Below are 18,107 nucleotides of genomic sequence, written 5' to 3' on the forward strand. Positions count from 1 at the left end.
TTCCCAGGGGCCGGTGGACGCGCGTGCCGTGATGGCGGAGCCATGTGATCGTGCGATGTCCCAGCCCTGGCGGTTGGGCCTGACTCGGCCCTTGAGCTGGGGTCGGTGGAATCCAACCCCGCTTCTTGGAACCGATGTTGCTGAGACAGGACCCGGACACGCCTCGAATCATTTCAGGATCGACCCGGTCCTAGTGTCATCACTGCAAGCAGGAAGCACCGCCACCGAAAGCCGCTGGAGATCATGATGCGTTCGCGCCTCGCCGCCCGTTCCACTCGTCTCGTCCTCGCCGCCGCCGCCGTGACGGCCCTCGCCGCCACCTCCACCGCTTGTGGCCCCGACGAGGTCGAGGACGTCAGCAGCTCCTCGGCTCCCTCTGCCGACAGCGACGGGAGCGGCAGCCCCTCCTCCGGCGAGAGCCCCTCCGCCAGCCGGTCCGGTTCCAGCGGCTCTTCCGGCTCCGAGGGCTCCGGAGACAAGGCCGCCGGCTCCAGCGACGGTGAGAAGAGCGGCTACGGACAGTCCTGCGGCACCAACGACCTGGAGTTCACGGTCACCTCGGAGTCCCAGGCCGGCGGCTACTACCTCGTCACGGCCAAGGCCAAGTCCGGTATCACCTGCTACCTGGACGTCAACACCCCCAGCGTGTCGTTCGGCTCGGGCGCCGACGGCGTCGCCTCCCCGGTCGGGCAGGGCGGCGCCGACCCCATCAAGCTCACCGGCTCCGCCGTCGCATACACCGGTATCAGCCCCAAGACCACCGACAGCGATGGCGGCAAGGAATTCGAGAACGTCATCATCGCCACCACCGAGGACGAGGCCGACCCCGCCGAACTCAAGCTCCCCGACCCCGCCACCGTCGACAAGCCCATCGTCACCAACTGGGCCACCAGCCGCGCCGAGGCCGTCCCCGTCATCGTCTGACGGCCCGATGACGGCGGACATGGCCCTGGCGGCGCCTGCCCTGCCGGCTGCCTGACGCCGGCACCCACCAGAGTCCGGGTGCCGTGCGTACGCAGCCTGGGATGCGCGTCGCGAGGCGCCGTGGACAGGCCCGCACCGAGCTGCCGTCCCGGAGGAACTGAGAGCGCTGGACTGACGGACCGAGCGATCGAGAGTCGCGGGTCCGAGAGGTCGAGGGGTCGCGGGACCGAGGCGTCGACGGACCGAGCCGCCTGGGCACGACTTCGGCCTCCGGTCACGGAGTTGGCTCCGAGCTCACCGGGCAACGGCGCGAAACCTGACAGGGTGAGCACCATGCAGTACTGCGAACGCCATGAGATGCACAACTGCGCGGACTGCGCTCCCCGCGAGCCTCGCGGCAGCGCACCCATCGGCGACTGGGGCGCCTGGCCGGTGGCTGCGATCATCGTCCACGCCAGCGGCAAGGCCCACCTTCCCGGCTGCACCCACATCGTCCCGGCAGACATCCGGGCACCCCGCTACGGCTGGGTGCTCACACCGGCGCCCGGGGCATGGCGGCGTCTAGCGCCCTCCAGCCCGCTCCGCGCCACCCAGGGCAACCTCGATCGGGCGGCTGTGAGCCGCTGCGAGAGTTGCGACGCGACGCAATAGGGGTGCCGACGGGCTCCTCGGTCGGGAAGGGCCCTACCCGGCATGACACCGGACCTCACGAAACCACCGGAACATCTGAGGTGAAAGCAGTTCATGACGAGCGATGAAGAAGCCCGGCACGCTGCTGAAGCCGTAGCTGCGGAGTGGTCTGCTGTGCTGTCCTACGGGCTCGACAGCATCGATCCGGTCGTACCCCGAACTGCTTACGCTCACGCGTCGTTGCGACAGCTCCACCCCATGGTCAGCCACGGCGTCCTGTACCTGAGCCGGTGCACCCGATGGCCGTGGACTTGGGACGTCGGTACGGCCTATCCCCTGGTCGAAGGTGGTTACCGAGTCCGCCGAGAGTCTGATCGCACCCTCCTCGGCGAGGTCGACACCGTCGAAGAGGCCTATGAGTTGATCGCCGCCAATCTTCCCGACGGCTGCGGCCCGGCGGTCGACGGCACCCCGGACGACGTGTGACCGCATCGCCCCACCACCGGATCGCGGGGGCGTACGCGTGCCCTGGGTGCCCCAGGGCGAAGGGCTGAAGCTCCCGATGCCGATCACGGGACCAGGCGCGAGTCCCGGACTGGTTGCATGAGGCAGGCCGGGCCGCTGCGCCCTGGAGGACGGTCCGACCGACTCCGCCGCACTCCGGGCCGCACACGCCGCACACGCCGCATACGTCGCACACGGGCATCGCGCTGATCGCGCTCAGAGGGCCGCGCTCAGGGTGCCGTCGCGAACGCGTCGACGCCCGTGAGGTCGGCCGACAGCGTCCAGAGACGTGCTGCCTGCTCGGGGTCGGTCGCGTGTGCGTGCACGCCGCCCTCCGAGCCGTCGCCGGCCGGCTCGGCGATGTCGCAGTCCTCGCAGTACACGCCGCCCATGCCCGCCAGCCGGGGCGAGGTCGCCGCCCACACCTGCGTCGCCGCACCCTGGCCGGGCGTCTTGAAGGTGGGATCGGTCGGGTTGCCCTTCTCGTCGATCCAGCCCGCGTCGACCATCTCCGCCTTCGCGAGGTGGCGCTGCAGCGGGGTGAGGATGCTGCCCGGATGCAGTGCGAACGCTCTTACTCCTGCGTCGCGGCCCAGCGCGTCGAGCTGGACGGCGAACAGCACGTTCGCCGCCTTCGCCTGCCCGTACGCCTGCCATCTGTCGTAGCCGCGCTCGAAGTGCACGTCGTCCCAGCGCACTCCGGTGATGCCGTGGGCGCCGGAGGACACGGCGACCACGCGCGCACCGCCACGGGCGATCGCCGGCCAGAGGTGGTTGATCAGCGCGTAGTGGCCGAGGTGGTTGGTGGCGAACTGCGCCTCCCACCCCGGGCCGACCCGTGTCTCGGGGCAGGCCATGATCCCGGCGTTGTTGATCACGATGTCGATCTCACGGCCCGAGGCCAGGAACCGCTCGGCGAAACCGCGGACGCTTTCGAGATCGGACAGGTCGAGGTGGTCGGTCTCGACACCTTCGATACCCTCGACCGCCTCTCGGGCGGCCGCCCGTCGCCGGGCGGGGACCACGACGCGGGCTCCGGCACCCGCAAGGGCGCGGGTCGTCTCCAGTCCGAGTCCGGAGTAGCCACCGGTGACGATCGCCGTGCAGCCGGACAGGTCGATCCCGTTCAGGACGTCGTCCGTGGTGCTCCGGGCGCCAAAGCCCGTACCGATCCTGTGCTGAGGTGTCGTCATGACGCGGACGCTAGACGTTGGACCGCGCTCCAAGTCAAGGGGAGGTCACCGCGGCCGTCCGGGGTCAGCCGTTGTGTCTGCTGTGCTGGTTCACCGCGATCGGCGCCGGCCGTCCCGGTACCGGAGTCGTTGTGGCCGGCCGGATTGCCGGAGCGGGCGAGTCCCGCTCACCGCACGGGGAAGCCGAAGGAGTAGCCCTGCTGCTTCAGCCACGGCAACACCTCGCGCAGTGCCTCCACGGTCTGCGAGCGATCCCCTCCCGCATCGTGGAAGAGGACGGTCGGCCCGTTGGAGATCTCCCGCTTGACCGTGTCGGCCATGGTGTCCGCGCCGGGGCGCTCGAAGTCCCTGGAATCGACGTTCCAGCCCAGCGGCCGCATCCCCCGGGACGCGGCGAGCTGCCGGCTGTACGGGGTGAAAGCACCGCCCGGGGCTCGGTAGTACTGCGGCCGGACACCCCCGGACGCCTTGATGATCATGCGTTCGGCATCGAGGATCTGCTGGGACTGGTACGCCTCGGACTTCGTGTCCATGGCGGTGTCGTGCGAGATCGTGTGGTCGCACAGCCGGTGCCCGTCCGCCACGACCTGCTTGACCAGGTCGGGGTATGCCTGGGCCTGCGTGCCGACCATGCAGAACGTGGCCTTCACACCGTTGTCCTTGAGCAGTTGCAGCACCTGTGGCGTCCAGACCGGGTCCGGCCCGTCGTCGATGGTGATGTTGACGCCACGGGCGCCGCGGTCCGAGGCGTGTGCGATATCCGCCGCCACCTTCTTCCCGGCCCCGTCCTGGGTCCCGTCCGGCGCCGAGATGCCGGCTTGCGGCTGCCGGCCTCCGGCTGGGTCGGCCTGTGCCGTCCACACCGAGGTGGCAGCGGCCAACGCCGTCACCCCGAGTCCAGCAGCGAGAAGCCGTCCGTGCCATCCCCTTCCCTTGTGCTTCGCCATGCCTGCCCGCCCCTTTGCTGCTTCCGCCGATGCCGTGCCCCTATGAAGTCACACGAAGGCCCGTGCACGGCCCCCCTGTTACCGACCGCGGACGAATCCGCAGGGGGCCGACGACAAACGGGGGGGTTCCGCGACAGACGGAGGGACGTAACGGCATCGAAGAAGTACCGGCGAGGGCTGCGACCTGCGGTGATGAAGCTGTTGGCCTGTGTGGAGCGGCGCTGCCCCGGTGACCGGTCGCCGTACCGGTACCGATGTTCCACAGCTCATCCACTTCGCCACCGGCCCGCACGGCCCCCGCTCCCGCCAGGTGGCCGGCCCGAGTGCCGACGCGGCAGACGCGCGGGCGGCCCGGATCCGCTCCCCCACGAACGCAGAAGAGCCCGTCAGCAAGCTGACGGGCTCCCGCGAAAGACCGAGGCTCAATCTGCCATCAGGTCAGATCGTCGGTGTCTCGTCGACGACCTCCTTGTGCGGTTCGACAACGAACTTCCAGCCGTCGCTGGGCTCCAGGAACCGAACGCGCGTCGGGTAGATGTCCAGGGCGCGGCGGTCCCGGTTCTGACCGTTCGTGTTCTTCCGCCCCCGGGCAGGCTCCTCGTACAGGTCGACCTTGACGTCCGGCACCGCGACGGTCTCTTCGCTCCAGCGCTGGACGATCCCCGCGCCGAACGCCTCCCGGGCGGCGTCGTAGAGCGCCTCCAGGGATTCCTTCTTCCCACCGGGAACAAAAAGGGCGAGGTTCAGGAGGACACCGGCACTCTGAAGGACCTCGATCTCTTCGCCCGCCTTGTCGGCGATCCAGATTCCGTCCTCCTCGGGGTTGTCCGGGAGCACATGAATTTCCTCACCGAAGACCGTCCTCGCAGCGAAGGACCCTCCCTCGAAATTCTTACCCGGCTCCGTGAGAAAAGCCGGTGCGTAGCAGTCGAGAGGAAGCCCATCCATCTGCGCCGAGACGAAGATGGCGTCCTGGAGGCCCAATTCCGAAACCTCTGCGGCCGTCAGACGTCGAGCCGTAACCTTCTCGGTGTTCACGCCATTCCCCTTTTTTCGTGGCGTCCTGTAAATTCATTAGGACTATACCATGAAAATGAAGGACCAGTCCCTTTCCGCACGGTCTCGCACCCCCACCGGAACCGCCGGCCGTTCGAGCATTTCCATCGGGCATGACATCAGCAAATTTCATGCATAACCGACGAAATGCAGTCCCCGTAGAAGAATAGGGCGAGAACCGAGATGACTCACCGTTCTCGGCGCGGCTTTCGGAGTCGACGGACGCCTCCCACCTCACCCCGGCGGTCGCCGTCGCAAGGCCGTCACGGGGCCGTCGCGCGCCGTCGCCGGGCCATCGTGGGGCCGTGGGAAACGGCCTGCTCACGGCACCCAGGCGACTGCGCGCGACGGCCCCGCGACCTGCTGACAGAGCCGCTCACCAGGGGCGGTGGTCACCTTCCCTCGACTGCGGGTTGCCATGTGGTGGGTCCCAGGCACACGTCATGGGCGGCCGGGGCAGACGCCCCGGCCCCACTTCCCTCCGGGCGCCTGAAACACCCGTTCCCGAAGACCCGGAAGGCCTGGGCGCGGCGGATGAGCTTGGAATGGGAACAGGTACTTGTCCACTCGGAAGACCCGGCGGCCTTGGGACAGTGGTGGGCCACTGCTCTGGGCTGGGTCGTGGTCCACTCTTCCGAGGACGAGTTCGAGATCCGATCGGATCCGGATCGTCTGCCGGGTATCGACTTCGTCCGAATTACCGAGAGCAAGAAGGCCAAGAGCCGACTGCATCTCGACTTCAGGCCGGATGACCAGGACGCCGAAGTGGCTCGCCTTGTGGCCCATGGCGCGACGCGTTTCGACATCGGTCAGGGAGAGCAGCCGTGGGTCGTCCTGGCGGACCCCGAAGGCAACGAGTTCTGTGTCCTCGGGGAACGACATGACTGAGTTCTTTCCAAACCGGGGCCGAGGCCGGCGCGGGGTCTGCGGGTGCTCCGTCTCAGCCCTCCCCGGGGCTTCGGGCCGATCGCGGTCCTCATCGTGTTGCGGGCGGTTCCGCCCCGCGTCCTCGTACGCAGAGGTGCCGGGCGCGGCGTCGGCCGGGGCATGGGGGGTATGAGAGCCCCCGAAGGCACCAGGCCCCCCGACAAGCTCCCGGGAAACGCCGCATCCGTTCGCAAGAACTCCGCTATTCCTTGTGGTCGTCCCATGACGTCCGATACCAACCCCTGTAGGACGCCAGCAGTGCCGCGAGCGCTGCGCCGACCCGGGGGTCGAGGCCTGGGGCGTGGAGCAGTACAGCGTTCGACGACGGCTTGTGCTCCATGACCATCCGCCCGTCCGCGCGCCATCGCACGCGCCGTGGCGCGCGCGGGAGGTCGCCGTTCTCGAGCACGGCGCCGATGAGAGCGAACGGGAGCAGGGGCGACCACAGCCAGCAGAAGGCCCACCAGAACAGCCGCCCCTTGTAGCCCACGGCGACCGGTCCGCCGGTCTGCGACACGGTCCAGCGGACGCGCAACCCGCCGCCCCTGAAAGCCTTCCGCTGCGTAATGGTGGCGATGACCTGTCCGTACGCGTCGAGCACCTGATAGGTCGAACGGTGTCCCTCGACGGACTGCGTGACCAGACGGGCCAGCGGCCGCGCACGGCCCTCGTCCGCCCACAGGAGGAAGGAGCGGACCCTCTTCTTGCGGTCGGCGCGGTACGCGGGAATGCCGCCGTGCGGGAGTTCGCGCTCCACGTGCGCGAAGGCCTGGGGCTGCGCCCCCGGACCGTCCGAGAGGTGGACGGGATACATGGGCGACACCGGAAGTCCGTTGTCCGGCACGTTCCTGAGCGGTCGTGGGTTGTCATACATGGTGAGGCTGACGGTCATGCGCCCTGCTTCCCATCGATGTTCCTGCCGGGTGGAATCGGTGGAGTCCGGGCGGCGGCACGCGCGGTGACGGCGGCGGCGCCGGGGCCGAGCCCGGAGAGCCGCTCAGCAGTCGGTTGCGCCTGGAAGTCCAGCAGGAACTCTAGTTCGTCCACAGTGGGCGTCTGCAGGGGTACGGCTGCGCCTCCTCTTCCTGCCGCCGCAGGGCACGAGCCACGACCCTGCGCATCGGCTCGGTGGGCCCCATGGGGGCAACGCCTTCTCGCACGGGCCGACTTAGACCGTCGTCGACCCCTGGCGCGTCCCGGTCCGCCCAGCTCCGACCGTGCCGGGATCGAGCCGATCGCCAGGAAGGACAGGGCCGCGCGGGAGTTCGACCGGGCGAGCGTGCTCGGGTTCTTCGAGGGCCCGCTGTAGGTCTCCGCCTCGCTGCGAAGGGCTCGCGGCACCTCGGGCACACCTGCGTCGGCAGACCCCGCGCCAGGAGGTGCCGGGCCCTCGGGGCGGCCGGCGCGTGGGCGGAACCCGGCTCCGGCCCGGCGGCTGAGCACAGCTCCGGAACGCCGTGGGCCGGGGACCCGTACGAGGGGTCGCCCCGTACGTGTCCCCGGCCGTCCTGCGGTTACGGGACGAGCTTGAGGAGCTTGTTCGGGGAACCGGTTCCGACGCCGGTGAGGACGTTGGAGGTGGCGCCGTTCACGAGTGCCGAGGCCACGGTCGCCGGAGCGGCGCCGGGGTGGCTCGTCAGGTAGACCGCTGCGGCACCGGAGACGTGGGGCGCGGCGAAGGAGGTGCCGTTGCCGGTGTAGGTGGCGGTGTCCGAGGTGTTCCAGCCGGCCGTGATGGCGGAGCCGGGCGCGAAGATGTCCACGACGGGCCCGTAGTTGGAGTAGGTGGCCCTGGCGTCGGTCCTGGTCGTGGCACCGACCGTGATCGCGGTGCTGACGCGGGCCGGTGAGTAGTTGGAGGCCAGTGCGCCCGAGTTGCCGGCCGCGATGGAGTAGGTGACCCCTGAGGTGATCGACCGGCGCACGGCGTTGTCCAGCGTGGTGCTGGCCCCGCCTCCGAGCGAGACGTTGGCGACGGAGTTGGCGACGTGGTTGGCGGTGATCCAGTCGACACCCGCGATGACCCCGGCGGTGGTGCCGGAGCCGTCGTTGCCGAGGACCCGCACCGCGACGATCTTCGCCTTCTTCGCCACGCCGTACGTGGTTCCGGCGACGGTCGTGGCGACGTGGGTGCCGTGGCCCGCGCCGTCCTGTGCGGTGCTGTCGTTGTCGACGAAGTCGTAGCCGTACGACGCCCGGCCGCTGATCTCCTGGTGGGTGATGCGTACGCCGGTGTCGAGGACGTAGACGGTCGCGCCGCTGCCGCCCGTGTCCGGGTAGGTGTATGTGCCGCTCAGCGGGAGGTTGGCCTGGTCGATCCGGTCGAGGCCCCAGGGCGCGTCGGTCTGGGTGGCGGTCGAGTGGACCTTCTGGTCCTGCTCGACCGAGGCGACCGCCGGGTCGGCGGCGAGCCGCTTGGCCTCGGTGCTGCTGAGCGTGGCGGCGTAGCCGTTCAACGCCGACGTGTAGGTGCGCTTGATCGTGCCGCCGTGATCGGCTATCAGCTGCTTGCCCTCGGCGGCGGACGCCTTGAACCCGGACGTCTGCTTGAGCGTGACGATGTAGCTTCCGGGCACCGCCTCGGCCGCCCCGGCGTGCAGGACTCTGCCCTCGGGCTGGGCCGCCTGAGCGGGTAAGGCACCTGCGCCGGCTGCCAGCGCCACGGTCGTCGCGGCCGCGATCGCTGCGGCGATCCGCCTCTTGGTGTTGCGCACTGCTGCCATCGAGAGGTCCTCCTCGAGAGGTGGCACGCCAGGGGTTCGACGCGCCGGTGGGTGTGGCGTCCGGGGGTTCGGACGCCACACCGACGATGGCGCGGTGCGTCGAAGCGGAGCAAGGGATCCCGGAAAGGTGTCATGGTCGCGCCACACTGTTGACCGTGTGTCCATGTGGCGTCACACGACGCAACACAGGCTTCGCACGAGGTGCACGATTCCGATGGTGCGTGGCAGCGCCGTACGGATGGCCACGGACGGAGCGAACCTCCCCTGCGTCAGCGCCACTTCGTCCGGTTCACCGGCCCTCGTCCAGCCATGGCCTGCGGCCAGGGCCCGTCGGGTGGGTTCCCGTGACCCCCATGACGACCGAGTAGAGGCTCGTCTCCGCGGTGATGAAGAGCCGGTTGCGTTTCGCGCCGCCCCAGGAGATGTTGGCCACCGCCTCCGGGACGACGAGCCTCCCGATCAGCGTGCCGTCCGGGTCGTAGCAGTGCACCCCGTCATCCATGGCGGCGACCCAGAGCCGCCCGCCGTCGTCGAAGCGGAGGTTGTCGAACCGGGCGGCCTCGCGAGCCCCTGCCTCCGCGAAGATCTCGCCGTCCGACAGCGTGCCGCCGTCCCGTACGCCGAAGACGCGGACGACACCCGCCCGCGTGTCGGAGACGAAGAGCTGCCGCTCGTCGGCCGAGAAGACCAGCCCGTTCGGTGCGCCGAAGCAGTCGGCGACCAGACGCACGTCACCGGTGGCCGGGTCGATGCGGTAGACGTTGTTGGATCCGATCTCGCTCTCCGCGCGATAGCCCTCGTAGTCGCTGGTGATGCCGAAGTCCGGGTCGGAGAACCAGATAGAGCCGTCGGACTTCACCGTCGCGTCATTCGGGCTGTTCAGACGCTTGCCCTGCCACCGGTCGGCCAGCACCGTCACCGTGCCGTCGTGCTCGGTCCGCGTCACCCTCCTGTTTCCCTGCTCACACGTGATGAGCCGTCCCTCCCGGTCGAGCGTGTTGCCGTTGGTGTGCCCGGCGGTGCGCCGGAAGACGCTCACGGCACCGGTCTCCTCGTCCCAGCGCAGCAGCCTGTCGTTCGGGATGTCGCTCCACACCAACTGCCGCCAGGCGGGCACGTACACCGGGCCCTCGGCCCATCGGCAGCCCGTGTGGAGGATCTCGAGACCGTCGTCGCCGTTCATGCACCGCCCCGCACGGAACCGGTCGTCGAAGCTCTCGTACAGGCCGGTGTGCTCGCTGGTCATGGGCATCCATCCCTTCGGCAGACGCCGAACGCTTTCGGCGTCTGCCGAACACTGCTGGACGGCATGATGCAGATCAAGTGACCCACGGTGCCCAGGGCTCGGCGGACGTTCCTGTTCCGCAGCCGCCCGGACCGTCACCTCAGCGCAGGAGGCGCAGGGAGGTCACCCGGACCGCCACCACAGCGCAGGACGCGCAGGGGGGTCGCCCGGACCGTCACCTCAGCGCAGGAGGCGCAGGGGTACCGCCTGGGCCAGCGCCTCCGCCCCGGCGTCGTTGGGGTGGAGGTGGTCGCCGCTGTCGTAGCGGGCGAGCAGCCGCTGCGGGTCGGACGGGTCGCGCAGCGCCCTGTCGAAGTCGATCACCGCGTCGTATTCGCCGCCGGTGCGGATCCAGTGGTTGAGGGCCTGCCTGGCGGCTTCGTTCTCCGGGCTGTAGAAGCCCAGGGTGTCGCCCTTGAAGGGCAGGACCGTGCCGCCGTAGGCCTTCAGACCCCGGTCGTGGGCCCGCGCGATGATCTGGCGGTGGGCATCGATGAGGTCCGCCGCCGTGACCCGTTCCGACTCCGGGGCCACTGTGCCGGGCTGGCCGATGTCGTTCACGCCGAGGAGCACGATCAGGTGTTCCGCTCCGGGCTGGGAGGCGACGTCCCGGTCGAAGCGGCGGAGGGCGCTCTGGCCGAAGTGCGCCGCGAAGTTCTCGGCGTCGGACCCGGCGGGCGGGTTGGGGTCGTGCAGGAGGCGGTTCCCGCTGATGCCCTGGTTGAGTACGCCCACGGCGCCGGGCCCGCCGGGGGCGCGCAGCCGCCCGGAGAGGAAGTCCGGCCAGCGGTGGTTGGCATCGACGTCGGTGTCGGCGCCGTCGGTGATCGAGTCGCCGAGCGTGACGACGGCCGAGGAGGGCCGGGCGGTGCTCACGCTCACACCGGTGAGGAAGTACCAGCGGTCGATGGTCGCGGTCGGCTCGATGGCGGCCCGGCCGGTGACGTTCCCGGCGGCCACGTAGTTGCGCTGCAGGGCCATCGAGTGGAGCGTCGATCCCCGGGTCGACCGGGGCAGATGGATGCTCACCACGAGGTCGGTACCGGCGGGCACCTTCAGTGAGACCGGGTCACTGAGCATCGGGGCGCCGGCGGGGACGGTCACGGAGGTACGGCCGCCGAAGGTGAGCGGCCGGTCGGTACGCGGGTCGATCCGGGAGGACGGCCCGCCGTGTGCCGGGCGGGCGACTCGGGCTTCGCCGATGGCCAGCGGCCCGCTGCCGAATTCGTTCGACAGCCGGATACGGACCCGGTCGCCGCCGATGCTGGTGCGGACGGTCTGGCGGATCGTCTCGTCCTCGAACTCCGCGGTGACCGAGGCCGGGGTCTCCGTGGGGGCCGATGCCCATGTCCCGGTCCAGGGAGCGGAGTCGGGGCCACGGTGCGCGGGCTCGGCGGACGTTGCCGGAGCGGCCGCCAGGAGCAGGGCCCCGGTCAGCACGGCCACGAGACGGCGGACGGATCGACGCGTCCGTAAGCCGGCCGGACCGGCGGGGCGGGCAGGACCTGAGGTTGCCGGGGAAGCTGCGGATCGCTGTCTCATACGGAGGCCTCCAGGAAGCGGGACTGGGCAAGGGCGGGCGGGACCCGGCGACGGGCACGGACGTGCCCGGGCGGCACCTCCGGCGCGGGGCGGGCAGGCCGGTCGACGCCTCCGGTACCGCCCCACGGCACCTGCCGCAGGGTCGAAAGTTTCGAACGGGCTTGCGATCGGGCGAGCAGACGCTACGGAGACCCGTCGCTGTGCGTCAAGAGGGCCTCACGTCCGCACACCGGCCTGCCGCTCCCGATATTCCGCCCCGTCCGGACGGGTCACGATGTACAGTTTTCGAGTCCTGTTGTCTCCGATAGAGGTGGACGTTGCGCATCTGAGGTCCGCGATCATCGCGCGGTACGGCCCCTGCCGTAGCCCGTCACGCCCTGTCGGCCTTCCTGCCGCCCCGTGACCCACCGCGTGGATGCGACCTCGGTGCATGAGCCGTCCCCCGTTTCTCCGGAGGACCGCACCCCTTCCTCTCCCGGCCGGTCGCCGCGTGGTGCTCGCACACGAAGCCCCTGTTCACACGCTTTCGACTGCGAGGATCACATGTCTCATCCCACCGCGCCCGCCGCCTCCCTCAGCTGTTCCGCCCTGTCCTTCCGGTGGCCGGACGGCACGGAGGTCTTCGACGACCTGTCCCTCAGCATCGGCCGGGGCCGCACCGGGCTCGTCGGGACCAACGGCTCGGGCAAGTCGACCCTGCTGCGGCTGCTGGCCGGCCGGCTCAAGCCCTCCGCCGGCTCGGTGACCGTCGGTGGCCACCTCGCCTACCTCCCGCAGAACCTCACCCTCGACACGGACCTCCGCGTCGAAGACGCCCTCGGTATCGCCGAGCGGCGCACCGCGCTGCGCGCGATCGAGGCCGGCGACGTGGCGGAGAAACACTTCGAGACGGTCGGCGACGACTGGGACGTCGAGGAACGGGCCCTGGCGACCCTGGGGTCACTCGGCCTCGGCGACATCGGTCTCGACCGCACCGTGGGTCAGCTGTCCGGTGGCGAGACCGTGCTGCTGAGGCTGGCCGCGCTGCTGCTGGAACGCCCCGACGTCCTCCTGCTCGACGAGCCGACCAACAACCTGGACGTGTTCGCGCGCCGCCGGCTCCACGAAGCGGTCGAGTCCTGGCGGTCAGGTGTGCTCGTCGTCGTCAGCCACGACCGTGACCTGCTGGAACGGGTGGACCGCATCGCGGACCTGCGCGCCGGTTCGGTGAGCTGGTACGGCGGCGGCTGGTCGGCCTACGAGGAGGCACTGGCCACCCAGCAGGAGGCCGCCGGGCGCATGGTGCGGGCCGCCGAGTCCGACGTACGCCGCCAGAAGCGGGAGCTGGAGGAGGCGCAGATCAAGGTGGCCCGCCGTCAGCGGCACAACAAGAAGATGGACGCCCAGCGGCGCGCTCCGAGGATCGTCGCGGGCGAGCACAAGAGGTCCTCCCAGGAGGCGGCGGGCAAGCTCCGCGGCCTGCACGAGAACCGGCTCCAGGAGGCGCGGGAGCGGCTCGGCACTGCGTCGGAGGCGATCCGTGACGACGCCGAGATCCGGGTGCGGCTCCCGCACACAGCGGTCCCGGCGGGCCGTACGGTCCTGAGCGTGCAGAGCCTCCGTCCCCGCTTCGGCACCCTGCGCGACGGCGTGCTCCACGTCCAGGGGCCCGAACGCATCGCGCTCATCGGGCGCAACGGGGCGGGCAAGACGACGCTGCTGCGCACCCTCACCGGGGAGCTCGCGCCGGTGGCCGGCGAGGCCAGGACCCATGTGCCGCTGCGCTTCCTGCCGCAGCGGCTCGACGTCCTGGACGACGGGCTGACCGTCGCCGCGAACGTGGCCCGCATGGCGCCCGGGACCACCGACAACGAGATCCGCTCGCAGCTCGCCCGCTTCCTGTTCAAGGGAGCACGCGCCGAGCAGCAGGCGGGCACCCTCTCCGGCGGCGAACGCTTCCGCGCCGCCCTCGCGGCGACGATGCTCGCCACACCGGCCCCGCAGCTGCTGATGCTGGACGAGCCGACCAACAATCTGGACCTGGCGAGCGTGCGCCGGCTGACGAGTGCGCTCGAGTCCTACGAGGGTGCGCTGCTGATCGCCGGCCACGACCTGGCGTTCCTGGAGTCGGTCGGTATCACCCGCTGGCTGCTCGTGGAGGAGGAGCTCACCGAGCTGACCGCCGAGGAGGTGCGCGAGCTGTTCGGCGCACCCGACGCGCTCGGGTGACCGGTGGTGTACTGGAAAGGCGCGGGCCCGCGCACCAGGGCCCGCACCTGACTCACCGGCTACCGATCCGGACCCGCCATGCACCGTGCCCATGAAATCCGACGCGTTCCCCGGGCCCTCGCGGGCGCGGCCGTCGTCCTGCTGGCGGCCGGAGGCCCGGCAGCGGTGGCCGCCGCAGGGACTCCCCCGGCCGCTCCGGCTGCCGCGCAGGCCTCTGCGGGCCCGCCCACCGGGCTGCCGTCCGACCGGACCGATCCGCGTACGGCGACCGCGGAGCTCACCATCGAGTCGCTCGGCGTGACGGACCTGCGGGTGGTCCCGTACGAGGGCACGACGGACGACGGGCCCGGGACCCGCATCCAGAACCGCGGAGTGGCCGCCAGTCCGTACGGTGCGGACGGAGGCGTCGGGCCCGGCGAGACCGGGAACTACCTCGTGACAGCCCACCGGCTCTCCGCCGGCGGCCCGCTCCGCGACCTGCCGTCACTGGACAAGGGCGACAGGGTCCTCGCCACGGAGGGCGGCACGGTCCACGAGTACCGGATCACCGAGACCCGGCAGACGTCCTTCCGGTCCGAGCGCTCACTCGCCGAGCAGCGTGCCGAGGTGCCGGGCGAGCCGGGTGAGAAACCGACCCGGGCGATGATCACCCTCTCCACCTGCGCGACCCCGGAGGACGACGCGGCCGGGAACTTCTGGCGCGACGCCCACGACAATCCGGAGCACCGCATCGACAAGATCGGCGTACTGGTGTCCTCGCGGCCCGCGTGAGCCTGCGCCCCCGGTGGCGCCGCGTCTTCCCGGGCAGGGCGTCCACCGCACGGGCCGTGCTCCGGACGGCACCGCACGGGCCCCGGACGGGCCCCGGACGGGCCGTTGACCGCGGCCCTTCACCGGACAGGCGTTTCACCCCACGATCCGTCCACCCCACGATCCGTCCACCGCACGATCCGTTTCACCACCCGCCGGACAGGTCGTCCGGAAGCTCCAGCCACCGCGCCGTCCCGGGCTCGACGACGTACGCGCTGCCGTCGAGCCTGACGCGTACCCCCGGCCGTTCCGAGTCCGGCACGGCGATCCGCAGGCGCTCGGCGCGCAGGCGGAGGTCCACGTCCCAGTGCCGGCGGAAACGGAGCCGCATCCGGAACTTCGACAGCTGCGGCAGGGTGGCCGGAGCCAGCCACAGGGCGTCGTCACGGGTCTCCAGCCCCGTCATCCCACGCTGCACGAAGTCGAGGGTGCCCGCCATCGCCCCCAGGTGGATGCCCTCCTCGGTCGTACCGCCCTGGATGTCGGCGACGTCGCCGATCAGTGCCTCCTCGCAGTACTGCCAGGCGTCGTCACGGTTGACCCTCGCCAGGACCCAGGCGTGGACGAGGGAGCTGAGGGTGGAGCCGTGGCTCGTCCGCCGCGCGTAGTAGTCGACGGTGGCCCGCCAGGCCTCGTCGTCGAGTCGGTGGCCGAGCTGCCGGAACAGGGCGGCCAGCTCCCTGGGCGAGAACAGGTAGCCCAGCATCAGCACGTCCGCCTGTTTGGAGGCCTGGTAGCGGTTGGCGGTGTCACCTTCCGCCTCCAGGATCCGGTCGAGGCGCCGGATGTCCCCGTACCGCCGCCGGTATTGCTCCCAGTCCAGCTCCTTCAGGTCTCCGTATCCGGCGAACTGGCTGATGACGCCCCGGTGGCGGGGCACGTACAGCTTCCGGGAGATGTCGTCCCAGCGGTCCATCTCCGCCGGGTCGAGCCGGATCAGCTCGAGGAGCTGACGGCACCTGCTCCCGGGGAGGGCGCGGCAGAGCTCGCGGGCGCGTGTCAGCACCCAGGCCGCCGTCACGTTCGTGTACGTGTTGTCGTCGAGCCCCGCCGCGTCGGAGTCCGGGTAGGCGTCGTGGTACTCGTCGGGCCCCACGACCCCCCGGATGCGGTACCGCCCGAGGGAGTCGTCCCATACGGCGCTGTCGGCCCAGAAGCGGGCGATCTGCAGCAGCATCTCGGCTCCCTTGGAGTAGAGGTACTCCGTGTCGCCGGTGGCCTGGCAGTACTGCCACACGTTGTAGGCGATCGCCGAGCCGACGTGGTGCTGCAGCCGTGACCGGTCCGGCAGCCATCGCCCCGAGCGGGGGTTGAGGTGGACCTCCTGCGTCTCCTCACGCCCCTCGTCGGCGCTCTGCCACGGGTACATCGCCCCCTTCCTGCCCACCGCACGCGCGGCGTCGACGGCCGCGGGGAGCCGCCGGTGGCGGTAGTCGAGCAACCCCCGGGAGATCTCGGGGAGATGGAGATTCAGGAAGGGCAGGACGAACAGCTCGTCCCAGAAGACATGCCCCCGGTAGGCCTCGCCGTGCAGTCCCCTGGCCGGCACCCCGACATCGAGCTCCGCGGTGTGCGGGGAGAGGGTCTGGAGCACGTGGAAGAGGTGCAGCCGCAGGATGCGCCCGGGCTCGCCCAGGACCTCCAGCTTCGCCTGCTGCCACAGATCCGCCCAGGCCCGGCGGTGCGCCGTCAGCAGCCGGGAGTACACGGGTGCTGCGCCCACCGCGGACACGGCGGCCCGCAGCGGGCTGCCGATCGCCGGGTCCCGGGAGGTGAAGAGGGCGACCGTCTTGTCGACGACCGCGTCGGACTCCGGGGACAGCGGAAGCAGCAGTGTCTGATGGACGGCCCGTGGCTCCTGCCGGGGTTCGGCCCGGTGGTCGCCGTTCCGTTCCGACCCGCAGGAGGCCACGGTGCGGGCGGCCAGTGCGATACCGATGTCCGACTCCACCGTGCGGCAGCGCAGCCACACCGCGGACTCCGGCTCCGTGCCGGTCTCCCACCCCGTGAGGTGGCGATTCGCCAGATCCCGGTAGCGCGCGACACCGGAGTTGCGGACATCTCCGTCGATCGCGGCCTCCACCTCCAGCTCCCCCGACCAGCCTTCGGCGGTGAACACCGTGTGCAGGGCTGCCAGATGAGGGTCGCCCATGTGTACGAGGCGTTGCTGTTCCACCGTGAGCCGGCGGCCGGCCCGGTCCTCGTACACCGAGCGGCGGGTCAGTGTCCCGCCGCGCAGGTCGAGCCACTGCCCGTGGTGCGCCAGATACGCGTGGTCGGGGGTCAGCCACGGGCCGGGGCGGGAGCCGTCGGGACGGATCCGGTAGCGCAGCGGCAGCCAGTCGGGGAGGTTGACCATGTCCTCGTTCTCGACCTGGCGTCCCTGGACGGAGGAGGTGAGCCGGTTGTAACAGCCCGCCACGTAGGTGCCCGGGTAGTGCGTCTCGCCCGCGGGTGTCTCGGGCGCGGCCCCCCGGGTGGCGAAGTAGCCGTTGCCGAGGGTGCACAGCGCCTCGCGCAGGCGCTCCTCCTTCGGGTCGTACCCCTCGTACGCCCAGGTCCAGCCGCGTGCCATCAGTCCTCCCCGTTGATCAGCAGGTCTCCCGGGTCGGCCACCACGAGATCGGCTCCGTGACGGCGCAGGCCGGCGGCGCCCTCGGGGCTGTCCGTCCGGTCCACCCCGACGACCAGCCCGAATCCACCCCGCCGCCCCGCTTCCACTCCGGCCATCGCGTCCTCCACCACTGCGGTCTCCCCGGCCGGGACCCCCAGGCGCCGTGCCGCCTCGATGAAGAGTGCGGGGTCCGGTTTCCCGGGCAGCTCCAGGCGGCGCGCCTCGTTGCCGTCGACCACCGCCGTGAACAGGTCCAGGAGACCGGCCCCGGCCAGCAGTTCGGTCGCGTGTCGGGAGGCGGACGCCGCGGCGAACGGCACCCGCGCGTCGTGCAGCACCCGCAGGAGGCGGACCGTCCCCGGCCAGACCTCGATCGGGTGGGTGCGCAGGCTCCGGGTGAACGCCTCGTCCTTGCGTGCGGCGACGGCCCACACCGTGTCGGTGCCCGGAGGGTCGTCGGGGCTGCCCTCGGGGAGTCGCAGACCCCTGGACTCCAGGAAGGCGGCAGCACCGTCCTTGCGCGACTTCCCGTCCACATGGCGGCGGTAGTCGTCCGCCTCGTCGAAGGGCCGCTGGCCTTCGTGGACGGCCAGGCAGGCGTCGAAGGCCAGTTTCCAGGCGGCGGCGTGCGCCGGAGCGGAGTCGGTGATCACGCCGTCCGTGTCGAAGACCACGGCGTGCACGGAGAGCAGGACTGCGGCCGGTGACGGTGCGCGAGCCATGACCGGTGGTCCCTTCGTCGAG

General features: G+C 70.8%; 15 protein-coding genes. 6 read left to right on the plus strand and 9 right to left on the minus strand.

The genetic code is table 11. The features are described 5' to 3' along the window. Positions 1-246 precede the first annotated feature (246 nt). From HED23_RS33965 to HED23_RS33975, 3 genes are all read left to right on the plus strand, one after another. A complete protein-coding gene (locus tag HED23_RS33965; protein WP_203187754.1) occupies positions 247-924 on the plus strand; it encodes a DUF4232 domain-containing protein in 678 nt (225 codons plus the stop codon). 324 nt (positions 925-1,248) lie between these two features. Further along, positions 1,249-1,575, plus strand: a complete 327-nt coding sequence (locus HED23_RS33970; protein ID WP_203187133.1) for a hypothetical protein — start codon at positions 1,249-1,251, stop codon at positions 1,573-1,575. 93 nt (positions 1,576-1,668) lie between these two features. Further along, the gene (locus tag HED23_RS33975; protein ID WP_203187134.1) at positions 1,669-2,040 is read left to right on the plus strand and encodes a DUF6193 family natural product biosynthesis protein; all 372 of its coding nucleotides are present in this window, start codon (positions 1,669-1,671) and stop codon (positions 2,038-2,040) included. Between the two features lie 248 nt (positions 2,041-2,288). Here the strand turns inward: HED23_RS33975 and HED23_RS33980 are convergent, their stop codons facing one another. From HED23_RS33980 to HED23_RS33990, 3 genes are all read right to left on the minus strand, one after another. Further along, positions 2,289-3,251 carry an SDR family NAD(P)-dependent oxidoreductase gene (locus HED23_RS33980; RefSeq protein WP_203187135.1) on the minus strand — a complete coding sequence of 321 codons (963 nt, stop codon included), beginning with the start codon at positions 3,249-3,251 and terminating at the stop codon, positions 2,289-2,291. Positions 3,252-3,418: 167 nt separating this feature from the next. Next, on the minus strand, positions 3,419-4,198 hold the full coding sequence (locus HED23_RS33985) for a polysaccharide deacetylase family protein (RefSeq protein WP_203187136.1): 780 nt from the start codon (positions 4,196-4,198) through the stop codon (positions 3,419-3,421). Positions 4,199-4,636: 438 nt separating this feature from the next. Next, entirely contained in the window at positions 4,637-5,236 is a 600-nt protein-coding gene (locus tag HED23_RS33990) for a hypothetical protein (protein ID WP_203187137.1), read from the minus strand. A 552-nt stretch (positions 5,237-5,788) separates the two neighbouring features. Between HED23_RS33990 and HED23_RS33995 the strand changes: the two genes are divergently transcribed. After that, positions 5,789-6,142 carry a VOC family protein gene (locus tag HED23_RS33995; RefSeq protein WP_203187138.1) on the plus strand — a complete coding sequence of 118 codons (354 nt, stop codon included), beginning with the start codon at positions 5,789-5,791 and terminating at the stop codon, positions 6,140-6,142. A gap of 241 nt (positions 6,143-6,383) precedes the next feature. Here HED23_RS33995 and HED23_RS34000 read toward each other — a convergent pair whose 3' ends face one another. From HED23_RS34000 to HED23_RS34015, 4 genes are all read right to left on the minus strand, one after another. Beyond that, the gene (locus HED23_RS34000) at positions 6,384-7,073 is read right to left on the minus strand and encodes a hypothetical protein (RefSeq protein WP_238442219.1); all 690 of its coding nucleotides are present in this window, start codon (positions 7,071-7,073) and stop codon (positions 6,384-6,386) included. Positions 7,074-7,695: 622 nt separating this feature from the next. Next, complete coding sequence (locus HED23_RS34005; RefSeq protein ID WP_203187139.1) at positions 7,696-8,904, minus strand: S8 family peptidase; 1,209 nt, start codon at positions 8,902-8,904, stop codon at positions 7,696-7,698. Between the two features lie 289 nt (positions 8,905-9,193). Continuing rightward, complete coding sequence (locus tag HED23_RS34010) at positions 9,194-10,150, minus strand: SMP-30/gluconolactonase/LRE family protein (RefSeq protein ID WP_203187140.1); 957 nt, start codon at positions 10,148-10,150, stop codon at positions 9,194-9,196. 219 nt (positions 10,151-10,369) lie between these two features. Then, the gene (locus HED23_RS34015) at positions 10,370-11,629 is read right to left on the minus strand and encodes an SGNH/GDSL hydrolase family protein (RefSeq protein WP_238442220.1); all 1,260 of its coding nucleotides are present in this window, start codon (positions 11,627-11,629) and stop codon (positions 10,370-10,372) included. Between the two features lie 645 nt (positions 11,630-12,274). Between HED23_RS34015 and HED23_RS34020 the strand changes: the two genes are divergently transcribed. Beyond that, the gene (locus tag HED23_RS34020; RefSeq protein WP_203187142.1) at positions 12,275-13,939 is read left to right on the plus strand and encodes an ABC-F family ATP-binding cassette domain-containing protein; all 1,665 of its coding nucleotides are present in this window, start codon (positions 12,275-12,277) and stop codon (positions 13,937-13,939) included. Positions 13,940-14,017: 78 nt separating this feature from the next. Next, the gene (locus tag HED23_RS34025; protein WP_203187143.1) at positions 14,018-14,710 is read left to right on the plus strand and encodes a class E sortase; all 693 of its coding nucleotides are present in this window, start codon (positions 14,018-14,020) and stop codon (positions 14,708-14,710) included. A gap of 184 nt (positions 14,711-14,894) precedes the next feature. Here HED23_RS34025 and HED23_RS34030 read toward each other — a convergent pair whose 3' ends face one another. Both HED23_RS34030 and HED23_RS34035 read right to left on the minus strand, forming a co-directional pair. Then, positions 14,895-17,324: a glycoside hydrolase family 65 protein gene (locus HED23_RS34030; RefSeq protein WP_203187144.1), complete on the minus strand. Its 2,430-nt coding sequence runs from the start codon at positions 17,322-17,324 to the stop codon at positions 14,895-14,897. Then, positions 17,324-18,085, minus strand: coding sequence for an HAD family hydrolase (locus tag HED23_RS34035; protein WP_203187145.1), 762 nt, complete (start codon positions 18,083-18,085; stop codon positions 17,324-17,326). Before HED23_RS34035 ends, HED23_RS34030 begins: the two co-directional genes overlap by 1 nt. Between the last annotated feature and the right edge of the window lie 22 nt (positions 18,086-18,107).

The organism is Streptomyces pratensis, assembly GCF_016804005.1.
Classification (GTDB): Bacteria; Actinomycetota; Actinomycetes; order Streptomycetales; family Streptomycetaceae; genus Streptomyces; species Streptomyces pratensis_A.

What these genes read in the sequence shown, in the direction of transcription:
- HED23_RS33965 (WP_203187754.1), top strand. Translation starts at nt 247, where the DNA reads ATGCGTTCGCGCCTCGCCGCCCGTTCCACTCGTCTCGTCCTCGCCGCC.
- HED23_RS33975 (WP_203187134.1), top strand. Translation starts at nt 1,669, where the DNA reads ATGACGAGCGATGAAGAAGCCCGGCACGCTGCTGAAGCCGTAGCTGCG.
- HED23_RS33980 (WP_203187135.1), bottom strand. Translation starts at nt 3,251, where the DNA reads ATGACGACACCTCAGCACAGGATCGGTACGGGCTTTGGCGCCCGGAGC.
- HED23_RS33985 (WP_203187136.1), bottom strand. Translation starts at nt 4,198, where the DNA reads ATGGCGAAGCACAAGGGAAGGGGATGGCACGGACGGCTTCTCGCTGCT.
- HED23_RS33995 (WP_203187138.1), top strand. Translation starts at nt 5,789, where the DNA reads ATGAGCTTGGAATGGGAACAGGTACTTGTCCACTCGGAAGACCCGGCG.
- HED23_RS34000 (WP_238442219.1), bottom strand. Translation starts at nt 7,073, where the DNA reads ATGACCGTCAGCCTCACCATGTATGACAACCCACGACCGCTCAGGAAC.
- HED23_RS34005 (WP_203187139.1), bottom strand. Translation starts at nt 8,904, where the DNA reads ATGGCAGCAGTGCGCAACACCAAGAGGCGGATCGCCGCAGCGATCGCG.
- HED23_RS34010 (WP_203187140.1), bottom strand. Translation starts at nt 10,150, where the DNA reads ATGACCAGCGAGCACACCGGCCTGTACGAGAGCTTCGACGACCGGTTC.
- HED23_RS34020 (WP_203187142.1), top strand. Translation starts at nt 12,275, where the DNA reads ATGTCTCATCCCACCGCGCCCGCCGCCTCCCTCAGCTGTTCCGCCCTG.
- HED23_RS34025 (WP_203187143.1), top strand. Translation starts at nt 14,018, where the DNA reads ATGCACCGTGCCCATGAAATCCGACGCGTTCCCCGGGCCCTCGCGGGC.
- HED23_RS34030 (WP_203187144.1), bottom strand. Translation starts at nt 17,324, where the DNA reads ATGGCACGCGGCTGGACCTGGGCGTACGAGGGGTACGACCCGAAGGAG.
- HED23_RS34035 (WP_203187145.1), bottom strand. Translation starts at nt 18,085, where the DNA reads ATGGCTCGCGCACCGTCACCGGCCGCAGTCCTGCTCTCCGTGCACGCC.